This is a genomic window from Pontibacter mucosus, from assembly GCF_003054055.1.
In the GTDB taxonomy this organism is placed as follows: Bacteria; Bacteroidota; Bacteroidia; order Cytophagales; family Hymenobacteraceae; genus Pontibacter; species Pontibacter mucosus.
Map to the genome: position 1 here is coordinate 169,502 of NZ_QBKI01000004.1, position 12,077 is coordinate 181,578.

11 protein-coding genes and 1 tRNA gene are annotated in these 12,077 nt (G+C 52.0%); 7 read left to right on the forward strand and 5 right to left on the reverse strand.

Annotated features, from left to right (window positions below):
- Positions 1-4: 4 nt before the first annotated feature.
- Positions 5-241 (reverse strand): hypothetical protein, encoded by a 237-nt coding sequence (locus tag C8N40_RS09410; protein WP_108211528.1) that lies wholly within the window; start codon positions 239-241, stop codon positions 5-7.
- 565 nt (positions 242-806) lie between these two features.
- Here C8N40_RS09410 and C8N40_RS09415 point away from each other — a divergent pair.
- The 5 genes from C8N40_RS09415 to C8N40_RS09435 all read left to right on the forward strand — a co-directional run bounded on the left by C8N40_RS09415 (position 807) and on the right by C8N40_RS09435 (position 5,015).
- Positions 807-879: transfer RNA gene (locus C8N40_RS09415), tRNA-Gln, on the forward strand.
- Positions 880-1,050: 171 nt separating this feature from the next.
- Positions 1,051-1,980: a ribose-phosphate pyrophosphokinase gene (locus C8N40_RS09420; protein WP_108211529.1), complete on the forward strand. Its 930-nt coding sequence runs from the start codon at positions 1,051-1,053 to the stop codon at positions 1,978-1,980.
- Positions 1,981-2,095: 115 nt separating this feature from the next.
- On the forward strand, positions 2,096-2,680 hold the full coding sequence (locus C8N40_RS09425; protein WP_108211530.1) for a 50S ribosomal protein L25/general stress protein Ctc: 585 nt from the start codon (positions 2,096-2,098) through the stop codon (positions 2,678-2,680).
- 300 nt (positions 2,681-2,980) lie between these two features.
- Positions 2,981-3,544: an aminoacyl-tRNA hydrolase gene (gene pth / locus C8N40_RS09430; protein ID WP_108211761.1), complete on the forward strand. Its 564-nt coding sequence runs from the start codon at positions 2,981-2,983 to the stop codon at positions 3,542-3,544.
- Positions 3,545-3,749: 205 nt separating this feature from the next.
- Complete coding sequence (locus C8N40_RS09435) at positions 3,750-5,015, forward strand: MFS transporter (protein WP_108211531.1); 1,266 nt, start codon at positions 3,750-3,752, stop codon at positions 5,013-5,015.
- A gap of 43 nt (positions 5,016-5,058) precedes the next feature.
- Here the strand turns inward: C8N40_RS09435 and C8N40_RS09440 are convergent, their stop codons facing one another.
- Positions 5,059-7,047 carry an adenylate/guanylate cyclase domain-containing protein gene (locus tag C8N40_RS09440; RefSeq protein ID WP_108211532.1) on the reverse strand — a complete coding sequence of 663 codons (1,989 nt, stop codon included), beginning with the start codon at positions 7,045-7,047 and terminating at the stop codon, positions 5,059-5,061.
- Positions 7,048-7,455: 408 nt separating this feature from the next.
- Between C8N40_RS09440 and C8N40_RS09445 the strand changes: the two genes are divergently transcribed.
- Entirely contained in the window at positions 7,456-8,640 is a 1,185-nt protein-coding gene (locus tag C8N40_RS09445) for a Pycsar system effector family protein (protein ID WP_108211533.1), read from the forward strand.
- 107 nt (positions 8,641-8,747) lie between these two features.
- On the opposite strand, the gene metG is transcribed toward C8N40_RS09445, so the two are convergent.
- Positions 8,748-10,793, reverse strand: coding sequence for a methionine--tRNA ligase (gene metG / locus C8N40_RS09450; RefSeq protein WP_108211534.1), 2,046 nt, complete (start codon positions 10,791-10,793; stop codon positions 8,748-8,750).
- Between the two features lie 187 nt (positions 10,794-10,980).
- Here metG and C8N40_RS09455 point away from each other — a divergent pair, with 187 nt between their 5' ends.
- Positions 10,981-11,211 (forward strand): hypothetical protein, encoded by a 231-nt coding sequence (locus C8N40_RS09455; RefSeq protein ID WP_108211762.1) that lies wholly within the window; start codon positions 10,981-10,983, stop codon positions 11,209-11,211.
- A 57-nt stretch (positions 11,212-11,268) separates the two neighbouring features.
- Here C8N40_RS09455 and C8N40_RS09460 read toward each other — a convergent pair whose 3' ends face one another.
- Both C8N40_RS09460 and C8N40_RS09465 read right to left on the reverse strand, forming a co-directional pair.
- A complete protein-coding gene (locus tag C8N40_RS09460; protein ID WP_108211535.1) occupies positions 11,269-11,607 on the reverse strand; it encodes a hypothetical protein in 339 nt (112 codons plus the stop codon).
- Positions 11,608-11,772: 165 nt separating this feature from the next.
- Positions 11,773-12,042 carry a hypothetical protein gene (locus tag C8N40_RS09465; RefSeq protein ID WP_092105101.1) on the reverse strand — a complete coding sequence of 90 codons (270 nt, stop codon included), beginning with the start codon at positions 12,040-12,042 and terminating at the stop codon, positions 11,773-11,775.
- Positions 12,043-12,077: the final 35 nt, after the last annotated feature.

Here is a 12,077-nt window from a genome sequence, read left to right on the forward strand (position 1 = left end):
TCACCTACAAATTCTTCAGCATTTCTATTTGCTCGTCATTTAGCAGGATGTACCTGTTGTTAAATGGGTTAGCGTAGAATTTCTCCGCGATGATATACTCCCCCGTTTTCAGCTTATGAATGTTGTAGCTGAACAAGCTGTTAGATCGCTCTATCACCAGTTCAGTACTACTCAGGTCTAGCTCTCGTCCACAAGTGGTTGTAATCATGTCAGGGTTAATGGTAGTCATAAGCTGAAGCATAGAATAACAGTTAATGCGAATATCTCTACGCATAAAACCTGCCCGGGTGTCACTTCATTTAAATAAAATAATATATATCAAAAGCCTGCCTATAAAATCCAACTTAGGCTTCTCACTTCTTATACTTTATTCCAAGTACATGAGTAGAACTCGCTTGCTCTGATGATGAAAATATAGAAAGGGCGCCCCTCCTATTCTATGGTAGTCTCAGCAAAAAAAGCGTCTTCTTCAGGAATGACGCAGGAAAGTTTACAGAAATAACTACAGCACTGCGGAAAAGTTTTACTGCTCCTGCAAAGCAGCCGGTTTATGAATGAGCCCTGTAAAATAAGGCCATGAACCTCACGAAATTAGGCAGGCAAAAAGGCCTAAGTCAGCCCGCAAAAGAAGCGCTTTCAGGGGGTGTTACGGGGCCGAAAAAACACCATGATAGGGCCCTGAAGCAGATTTCGGAGTAAAAATTTCTAAAAATTTTGAGGCAATTGTTTGCAGTTTAAAATCGTCTCTCTATCTTTGCATCACCAAACGACAAAAGAACCACGGTTCCGATGTCAGACAGGGAGATTGTCCGATGGTGTAACTGGCAACACGTCTGATTTTGGTTCAGAAGAGTCCAGGTTCGATCCCTGGTCGGACAACTTGAAAAGAACAACACTCAAACCGGGTGTTGTTCTTTTTTTATACCTGTAAGGCAAGTGTAACTGGTTAAAAATCAGAAATATTTAATGCCTACCATCAGGATTTTTGGTAGCTTTGCGGGCATAATCAACTAAACCCAATACAACCGTTATTATAGTTTTAGCACCATTATGCCACAAGTAAAAATCTTCTCTGGTTCAGAATCCCGTTACCTGGCTGAGAAAATAGCTGCCTCTTATGGCACTCCACTCGGCGACCTGACCATCTCCCGCTTTATCGACGGGGAGATTGGTGTGCATTACAATGAGTCAGTGCGTGGCGCAGAGGTGTTTATCGTACTTTCTACGTTTCCGCCTGCCGATAACCTGATGGAACTGATGCTGCTGGTGGACGCCGCCAAGCGTGCCTCGGCCCATAAAGTGATTGTGGTGGTGCCTTACTACGGTTATGCCCGCCAGGACAGGAAAGACAAGCCGCGCGTGTCAATAGGCGCTAAAGTGGTGGCTAATGCCATCCAGTCTGTGGGCGCCGACCGCCTGATGACCTGCGACCTGCATGCCGGCCAAATCCAGGGCTTCTTCGACATTCCGGTAGACCACCTGGATGGTTCAGCCATCTTTGTGCCTTACCTGCGCAGCCTGAACCTGGGCAACGACCTGATCTTCGCTTCGCCTGACGTGGGCGGTGTGGTAAGAACAAGAGCCTTTGCCAAGAACTTTGGCGCCGAAATGGTTGTTTGCGACAAACACCGTAAACGCGCTAACGAAATCGCCTCGATGCAGGTGATTGGTGACGTGGAGGGCATGGACGTGGTGCTGGTAGACGACATGGTGGATACGGCCGGAACGATAACCAAGGCAGCCGAGCTGCTGAAGGACAAGGGCGCCAAAACCGTTCGCGCCATTGCCACGCACCCGTTACTCTCAGGCCCTGCCTACGAGCGTATCGAGAACTCGGTGCTGGAGGAGCTGGTAGTGTCGGACACGATTCCGCTGAAGCAGCAGAGCTCCAAGATCAGAGTGCTGTCTTTTGCAGACCTGTTCGCAAGGGCGATCAACAACGTGGTAACGCACGAGTCGATCAGCTCGCTGTTTATTTAGTTGTTTGTTACCCGTTATCCGTTATTCGCTCTCAGAATACGATCAACGGTTAACCAGCAACGCTTAACGAAAAAGGCTATACTTTTGTAGCGATATATTTTAACAAAACAATTTTATGAAAACGTTAGAGATTATAGGGTTTAAAAGAGCAAATCTCGGCAAGCAGCAATCCAAAGAACTGCGCAATGAGTCTTATGTACCAGGCGTGCTGTATGGCGGCAAGGAGCAAGTGCACTTCTACACTCCTGCCATCATGTTCCGCGAACTGATCTACACACCAGAGGTACACGAGGTAGACCTGAACATTGAGGGTACTCACTACCGCGCTATCCTTCAGGATGCTCAGTTCCACCCAGTGAACGAGATGCTGCTGCACGTTGACCTTCTGGAGCTGCAGGACGACAAGGAAGTAAAAATCGATGTGCCTGTTAAGTTTGTTGGTGTTTCTCCTGGTGTATTGGCCGGTGGTAAGCTGGTAACGAAGCTGCGTTCTATCAAGATCAAGGCGCTTCCTGCTAACCTGCCAGATTTCGTAGAGGTAAACATCTCTGACCTGGAGCTTGGTAAGTCTATCAAGGTTTCTAAAATCCAGCCGGAGAACTACGAAATCCTAACAAACCCGAACGCTCCAATCGCTACAGTAACGATTCCGCGTGCCCTTAAGAGTGCACAGGCTGAGGAAGCTCGTGGCAAGAAGTAATTTTTTGAGCCACAGCTCAGAATATTCTCAAAAGTCCTGTCCTGCGCTATGCGGGGCAGGATTTTTTGTTAAGGTATATTGTTAATTGGCTAAATTGCCGGACCGGTGATGGTATAGAATTACCCATCACAAAGGATTTACAGGCCCCCCGGATCAGTGGGATTTGTAGTTCAGACCACCGTTTAGTCATTGAGCAATAAAACAATTAGCAATCAACAATTGAGCAACTCAACCTTTCAAAGTATAAAAAAGTGGCTGGGCCTCTCCCCTGCGGCTCCCGCCACGGCTGAAGATACAAGTATGAAATACCTGATCGTGGGCCTCGGTAACATCGGCCCGGAGTATGCAGAGACACGCCACAACATTGGCTTTATGGTGCTGGACTACCTGGCCAAAAAACATGAAGCCAGCTTCGACTCAGGGCGCCATGCCTTTGTAACGGAGATTAAAACCAAGGGCCGCACCTTTGTACTGGTAAAGCCCACTACTTACATGAACCTGAGCGGGAAAGCAGTTGGCCACTGGCTAAACTCCCTGAAGCTGCCTGTAGACCAGATGATGGTGATTACCGATGACATTGCCCTGCCTTTCGGGAAGATGCGCATACGTGCCAAAGGCAGCGCCGGCGGGCACAACGGCTTGAAGCACATTGAGCAAACGCTGGGGCACAACAACTACCCGCGCCTGCGCTTCGGTGTCGGCGACTCCTTCCACAAAGGCAAGCAGGTAGACTATGTGCTGAGCAAGTTCGGTGAGGACGAGCTCCCCGAACTACAGACGCTGATTGAGAAAGCCGCGGAGTCGGTGGTCTCCTTCGGTACCATCGGGCTGGAGCGCACCATGAACCACTTTAACACCAAGTAAGCATTGGGGAGCGGAGGATCACAACAGCGTTAGTTGTGTTCAATCTCCTCCTCAATTTGCTACCGCTCTTAGTGTTCAGTTAAGCACCACAAAAGCCCCTCCTGGTTTATACTTGCGAGGGGCTTATACTTTTAGGTGAGCAGCAACTAGAATATCCCGCCGAACCCATACATTTGCCATCTCCCCATTCGTTGGGGCCACTGCTATGAAAAAAGTTCTTCTCCTCTACCGCAATGCCTTCGGCGGCCTCTCCCGCCCTGCCTGGATGCTCTCGCTCATTATGTTCATCAACAGGAGCGGTGCCATGGTAATACCTTTCCTGGGGGTTTACCTCACAGAGTCGCTTGGTTATACTTTAAAGGAGGCCGGTATTATACTTAGCATTTACGGGCTTGGCGCCGTGAGCGGCTCGTTCCTGGGGGGCTGGCTAACCGATAAGATCGGGCATTTTAAGGTGCAGCTGTTTAGCCTTACCGTGGGGGGCAGTTTATACTTCATGTTCCTGTTTCTGGAGGAGTTCCAGTACATTGCGGCGGGCGTATTTATACTTAGCCTGGTAAACGACATGCTTCGCCCCGCCAACTCCGCCTCCATTGCACATTACGCCAGGCCCGAAAACGTAACCAGGGCTTTTTCCTTAAACCGGATGGCCCTGAACTTGGGCTTCTCCATCGGCCCGGCGATTGGCGGCCTGGTGGCTGCCATCTCTTACAAATATCTGTTTATCGGAGATGGGGTCGCCTCCATGATGGCGGGCCTGTTCTTCTTTATTTACTTCCGGAAACGGCAGGGGCACAAACCGCAAAAGGCAGCAGCTACCGCTGCGGCTGTCACAGAAAAGGTGCGCTCGCCTTATACCGACGGCATGTACCTGGTCTTCATTCTGCTTAACTGCGGCTTTGCCATCCTGTTTTTCCAGTTGCTCTCCACGCTGCCCTTATACTACCGCCAGGTGTATGTGCTGCCGGAAGGACGCATCGGCACACTGCTGGCCCTAAACGGGTTCATTGTTTTCCTGTTCGAGATGATCCTGGTGTACCTGCTGGGCGATAAAATAAAGAAGGCGTGGCTGATTCCGGCGGGGGTGCTGGTGCTGGGCTCGTCTTTCGTGGTCCTTAACCTGGGGCACCATACTTCCCTGCTCTACATGGCCATGGTGCTGCTTAGCTTCTCGGAGATTCTGGTGATGCCTTTCATGGCTACTATTTCGGTGGAACGCTCCAACGACCGGAACCGCGGCTCTTACCTGGGGCTTTATACTATATCCTATGCGGCAGCGCACGTGGTGGCCCCTTACCTGGGCACTACCATTGCCTCCCGGTATAGCTTCGATACACTTTGGTGGACACTAAGCGTGTTTGCCATAGCGGTAAGCATCGGTTTATACTTTGTAGTACAGCACATGGAGCGGGAGCGACTAAGCGGGAAAACCAGAATAACAGCAAACGAGGCAGGCGTGACGGTGAGCTAAATCTCTATCTAAGCCGGTTATACTTTTGATAAACGGGGTACTTCTACCTGCGCTGTGACCGCGGCAAGTTAGGGGAATTCATTTTATCCAGCAGCCTCTGGTAGCGCGGGTCCGCCCGGACGGCATCGGAAACCCAGTGCTCGTGCCTGAGCGAGACCAGCAGGGGGTCGTGCTCCCGGTAGCCTCTCTCAAAGTAATGAAAAGCCTCATCCAGGCTGTCGTTTACCCAACCGGCCGCAATCCCGATTACGGTGCACACAATGTACTCCTTTTCAGCCCGATCCTTGAGGTTGCTCAGTTCCAGGCGTGCGCGCTCCAGGTCTCCCATTTTGCTCAGTGTCATCACCAGGGCCCCGTGCACGAAGTTATGCCTGTCTGAAAGCACCATCAGCCGCTCAAAACAGGCCAGCGCCTTCTCATATTGCTTCATGAAAAGGTAAGAGTAGCCCTCATAAAGCAGGCACAGGAAGGAATTGCCATCCAGTTCCAGCCCCGTTTTACAGGCTTCGAGCGCCTCTTCGAACTTGCCGGCCGTGTGCAGAATCTGGGCATAGATACCGAAGCAGATGGCGCTAAGCGGCTCCAACTTGATGGCCTTCCGACCATGCTCCTCCGCTTTGGCGAAGTCTCCTTTTATCCAGGCCAGGTAATTCAGCCCGTAGCGGACGTGCGCCGGCGCGTAGCTTGGGTTGAGCTCCAACGACTTGAGGAAATGCCTCTCCGCCTCTGGTAAGTCCCAGACGTAGCAATAGTAGGACCCAAGGGCACAGTAGGTCTCGCACAGCAGGGGGTTCAGCTTAAGGGCCGTTTCAGCTGATCGCCTGGCTTTGAGCATCACCTTGTTGGGCGGCACCAGCCCGTAGAGGCCGGCCATAAGGTTGGCGTCGGCGTATTCGGCATGTGCCAGGGCAAAATCCGGATCCAGTTTGATGGCCTGCTGCAGGTATGATATACCTGTTAAGATGTAAGTGCCCCTCCTGTTGAGGTAGAACCTGCCTTTCAGGTATAGCTCATAGGCCTCTGAGTTATGGGTAGAGGTTTTGCGTAACTTGCTCTTGCCTTTTCCCAGCAGCGTCACCTTCATTTTCTCTGTTATTTCTGTCGCGATCTGGTCCTGCACCGCAAAAATATCATGCATGTCCCCGTCATAACGCTCCGACCAGATATGAAACCCATCCTCTACCTTGGTCAGCTGAACGGTGATGCGGAAGCGCTCGCCCTGCTTGCGCACGCTTCCTTCCAGCACTGTGCTCACGCCCAGCTTCTCGCCCACTTCCCGCAGGTCCACGTTATTCCTGTCGAACCTGAAGGAGGAGGTGCGGCCGGCCACTTTCAGGTCCTTCAGGTTCGACAGTGAGTTGATGATCTCCTCGGCAATGCCATCGCTGAAATACTGCTGTTCCGGGTCGTTGCTCATATTTACCAGGGGGAGCACGGCTATACTTTTGGGGGGCGGCCTTTTAGAGGTTCTCAGGGAAGCTTTCTTCTTTATTTCCGTCTTCCCGTTTAGGGAGTCTGGCGCTGGTCTCACCAAGCCTTCGTGGTCCAGGGCAAACACCTCCACTTTCCGCTCCACGTTCTTGAACTGATAAGCCCCCACAGAGTATGTCTTGATATTCGGGTGGTTCAGGACTTCGTCCCGGATCTTGTCCGAGATCAGCACGCTGCCGGCCACGCCCAAAGACTCCACGCGGGAAGCCAGGTTCACCCCATCGCCAAAGAGTTGCTCCTCATCGAAAACCACGTCCCCCATGTGCAGGCCCATGCGCACCGGAACCTGCGGCGCTTGCCGGTATGCCAGCTGCATGGCCAGGGCACACTCTACCGCATTCACAGCGCTCTGAAACATACTTAGCGCTCCGTCTCCATAGTACTGCACAATGCGGCCATTGTATTGCTGATGACAGCGCTGCAGCACCTCGCGGTGCCGGTTTTTAAGAGCCAATGCCTGCTGCTCATTCTGCTGCATGATAGCAGTGTACCCTTCGATATCGGTAAACATGATAGCGGCAAGTTGTCTTTTTTGGCTCATCTGTAAAGCAATTACATACTATTGGTATAATTCAGATTGATATTTTATACTTCATATTTACGTCAACAGAGATAAAATGAATGCTGTCGGATAGCACATTGTTTGCAGTTCTGTCCAATGTTTTCTGCTGCGTCGGCTTACTTTATAATAGTCGAAAAAAGACCTGTCTGTCTGGTAGAAGGAAGACTTTAAGCCCTGAATACGATCAGCATGGAGGTGGGTGCGAAGAAGAGCACCAGTACACTTTAAAAACCTCGCCACCCGCTAAATATACTGGATCACACCTATGACCAAAGAAACCGTATACATAAATTACCTAACAATCATTTATACTTTACTTATTCCTTATAGTGGCAGTTATGGACCCTGAGTGATTTTGAACAAGTACTAACCTAATGCCGTGCGACCATGATAGAGGATGATATTCTGGATAGGGCGAATGTCTTTGTGGGACACCACCTTCCGATAGAGGGCACCAACGAGTCGGTGGGGTTTGACCTGCAGCACACCAAAAGTCTGGTTGCCGTGGCAGAGTCCATCAGCAGGTTCTGTGACTTCAATGAGCGCGACAACAGGCTGCTGATGCTGGCGGCATGGCTCCACGACCTGTACTGCAATGAGGACGGGGATCTGCTGGAGGAGCAAAAGATCCTGCCTGTTACCGAGTTCCTGGTGAGCTGCGGCCTGACCAAAGCCGAGATATTGCGGATCTCGCAGAGTATAGCCGCCACACGCTATCCCCAACAGCCACGGGACCTGCTGGAGGAGGCGCTCTGCGATGCCGTTGCCAGTTTCCTGGCGGCAGACGACTACGTGACCAGGGCCGAGAAGAAAGCGGCGGACCCGAGCTCGAAGCTTGGCCAGTATGACTGGATAGACAGGCACATCGCCCTCCTGAAAAAGCATTATTACTTTACCAGGTACGCTAAGCGCGCTTTCTCCGGTGGCAAAGAGAGCAACCTGAAGCTCCTGAAGAAGAAGCGAAAGGAATTGAGTAAAGAAAATGCGGAACTAGAGACTTTGTGGGAGGAAAACAAAAGCCTGAAGAAGGACCTGCGCAAGGAGAAGGAGCAGAAAGTGAGCAAAGGGATAGAGACCATGTTCCGGACCACCATGGCCAGCCACCTGCAGCTGAGCGTGATAGCCGACAACAAGGCCAACATGCTCATTTCGGTGAATGCCATCATCGCCTCCATCATGATATCGTCCTTCTTCAGCAAATTCCAGGACGTGCCGCACTTACTTCTCCCCTCCATCCTGCTCACGGTAGTTTGCCTTGTCACCGTCATCCTGGCCATACGCTCCACCCGCCCCAACATCAAGAACACCGTGATGCCCGACAACAAGATCGACTTTCTCTTCTTCGGAGACTTCGTGCAGCTGGACCCGGGCACATACAGGGATGGCATCCGCAACATCATGCGCGACCATAACCTGCTCTACAACAGTATGGCCGACAACATCTACCTGCAGGGGAAAGTGCTGTCCAGGAAATACCGCCTGCTCAAGCTGGCCTATACTGTTTTTGCGCTGGGTGTGGGACTTGTGCTGGTTAGCTACGTACTGGCATGGCTGTTCTTCAGCAATTCCTGAGCAGGGAGTTGAAGGTCTAACTACGACGCCTTGTATCAAAAGTATAAACCTCACCCGCTTTACAGGCAGGTGAGGTTTAGTTTTATACTTTGAACTTAGGCTATACTTTAGCTAACCGTGCCGCCATTCTTAATAGACTTGCTTGGTTGCACAAATGCCAGCGAACCATCTGCGTTCTCGGCCATCAGGATCATGCCCTGGCTGGTGATGCCTTTTATCTCGCGCGGCGCCAGGTTTACAAGTATACTTACCTGCTGCCCGACGATCTCCTCCGGGTTAAAGAACTCGGCAATGCCACTCACTACCGTGCGCTGGTCAATGCCGGTATCAATGGTCAGTTTCAGGAGCTTTTTGGTTTTGGCTACTTTTTCAGCGGCAAGTATGGTTCCGATACGGATATCCATTTTGGAGAACTCGTCGAACGTGATGTCCTCTTTGGCTGGGGCTACAACAGCGTTTGCCGCCTCGTTTGCCTTCTTGGTATCCAGCAGCTTCTGCACCTGCGCCTCTACTGCGGCGTCCTCTACCTTCTCGAACAGCAGTTCCGGTTTGCCAATTACGTGGCCTTCCTTCAGCAGATCGGCAGCGCCGGCATCAGCCCAGCTGTTGCCTAAAGCCAGGTTCAGCATGTTGCGCAGCTTTGTGGCAGACTCTGGCAGGAATGGCTCCATCAGGATGGCAAGGCTACCGGAAATCTGCAGCGCGATGTTCATGATCGTCTTCACCCGCTCTTCATCCGTTTTGATCAGCTTCCAGGGCTCGGTGTCGGCCAGGTACTTGTTGCCCAGGCGCGCCAGGTTCATCAGCTCGGCCAGTGCATCGCGGAAACGGTAGCGCTCTATATAAGTGGCGATTACCATCGGCATGCCTTCCAGTACCTCCAGCACTTGCTTGTCGTAGTCGGTCAGCTCGCCGCGTGCAGGCACGGCGGCCTCATAATATTTTTGGGTGAGCACCACCGCCCGGTTGATGAAGTTGCCAAGTATAGCCAGCAGTTCGTTGTTGTTGCGGGCCTGGTAATCTTTCCAGGTAAAGTCGTTGTCTTTCGTTTCGGGCATGTTGGCGGCCAGTGCATAACGTAGCACGTCGCCTTTGCCCGGGAACGCCTCCAGGTACTCGTGCAGCCACACGGCCCAGTTGCGCGAAGTAGAGATTTTATCGCCCTCCAGGTTCAGGAACTCATTGGCCGGCACATTGTCCGCCAGAATATAGTCGCCGTGCGCCTTTAGCATGCTCGGGAAGATGATGCAGTGGAACACGATGTTGTCCTTGCCGATAAAGTGCACCAGCTTGGTTTCCTCGTCTTTCCAGTATTTCTCCCAATCATCGGTAAGCGCCTTAGTGGCCGAAATATAACCGATAGGCGCATCGAACCACACGTAGAGCACTTTGCCCTCGGCACCTTCTACCGGCACCGGCACACCCCAGTCCAGGTCGCGGGTTACAGCGCGCGGCTGCAGGCCCTGGTCTATCCAGCTCTTGCACTGGCCGTACACGTTTGGTTTCCAATCGCCTTTGTGGCCCTCTACAATCCACTCACGCAGCCATGGCTCGTACTCGTTCAGGGGCAGGTACCAGTGCTTTGTCTCGCGCATTACCGGCACGGCTCCGCTCAGGGTGCTTTTCGGGTTTATCAGGTCAGTCGCGTTGAGGGAAGTGCCGCAGCTTTCGCACTGGTCGCCGTAAGCGTTCTCGTTGCCGCACTTGGGGCAGGTACCCACAATGTAACGGTCGGCCAGGAACTGCTGGGCCTTCTCGTCGTAGTACTGCTGCGTGGTCTGCTCTATAAACTTGCCGTCGTTGTAGAGCTTCAGGAAGAAGTCGGCGGCTGTCTCGTGGTGTATTTTAGACGAGGTGCGATCGTAGATATCAAAGGAGATATTGAAATCGGCAAACGACTTCTTTATCAGCTCATGATACTTATCCACGGCCTGCTGAGGCGTAATGCCCTCTTTCTTGGCCCGAATCGTGATCGGCACACCGTGCTCATCTGATCCGCAGATAAATTTCACGTCGCGGTTCTGCAGGCGCAGGTAGCGCACATAGATATCAGCCGGCAGGTATACCCCGGCCAGGTGGCCGATGTGCACCGGTCCGTTGGCGTAAGGCAGCGCCGCTGTTACAGTATAGCGTTTGGGAGTAGTTGTTGTCATTTTTCGTCTTAAAAAAACAAATATACAAATACAGCGCGGAATGAATGGCCAAGCGACGGCAAACCCGCTGCAGGAAATACGGCTACGCCCCCGGGTTTTCCGTAAAACAGGGCAGGCAATGCACCCATACTTTACTTTCAGGCGCTGCAGGGCCTTTGTTTCGGAAACAAAATCATCCTTAAACTATATGAAGAGCAAAGATAATTTCAAAACCACGAAGCACGATGGCGACACTTTAGGTGAACGTGACAGCAAGCAGAAGGTGACAAAAAACCCGGCCCCGCGCCAGGCCGATCGCGAATCGATGAACACCCCACCCGAGAACGAGGTTTACGTGGACCTGGAGCCAGACGAGCTGCACCTGGGCGATGACGAGCAGCCCGAGGAGGTTGGTAAAAAAGAGAAAAACAAAAAATAGGCCTCTGGTTTACCTGAAGAAGCGGCCCGAAGTAAGGTATACTTCGGGCCGCGTCTTTTATCGCTGATCAACCGGCGGCAAGGGTCTCACCTCGGATTGTTGCGGCCAGTTAATGTTATGCCTCGAGGAGTCTACGGGCGCATTGGGCAACAGCTGCGGGCGCATGCTTTCGGGCGTCATGGCCGGGCGGTTGGAGTCGAACTGCTCTATGTTGCGCTTGCGGTTTATCTCGCTGGCCTGGTTATTCATCCGCTGCCGCAGGTTTTGGCTGGCGTCGGGGCGCAGCCTCACCCGCTCTACTGTTGGCGCTGCCGGGATTGTCTCCTGCCCCTCGCTCAGCGATGTACAGCCGGCCAGCAGCACTATACTTATACTATATCCATACTTTATTTTCATAGCTGCTTATACTTAATCCCCTCTTATCTAGGGTATTTTTGTATACGCACAGGTGCAAGCTATGGCTTATAGTTATGGCAGCAACGCAAACAGCCCGCACCCAAAGTATAGCTTATACTTTGGGTGCGGGCTGTTTATACTTGTACTATAGTATAATCAGGGATTTCAGGCCTCACTTTCTCCCCAAACATACGCATCGCCGACCTGCGTCAGCATCAGGCCGTCGGGTGCCGGGTTCACATAGCCTTCTTTGGTAAGGTGATGCTCGGCCTCTTTCTGCACATCTTTGTAGTGCGGGTAGCGCTCCTGCAGGTAGGGGTACAGCTGCTGGTAAGGCAGCACATCCCCTGCCCGGATGTCGAATTGCTTAAAGGCCTCTACAATGCACTGCGCGGTATTTTCTATATTGTCGGCTTCAGAACGTATTTCTGCCATAATTCTATACTTTTTGGTTTAGAGTTTAAGGTACG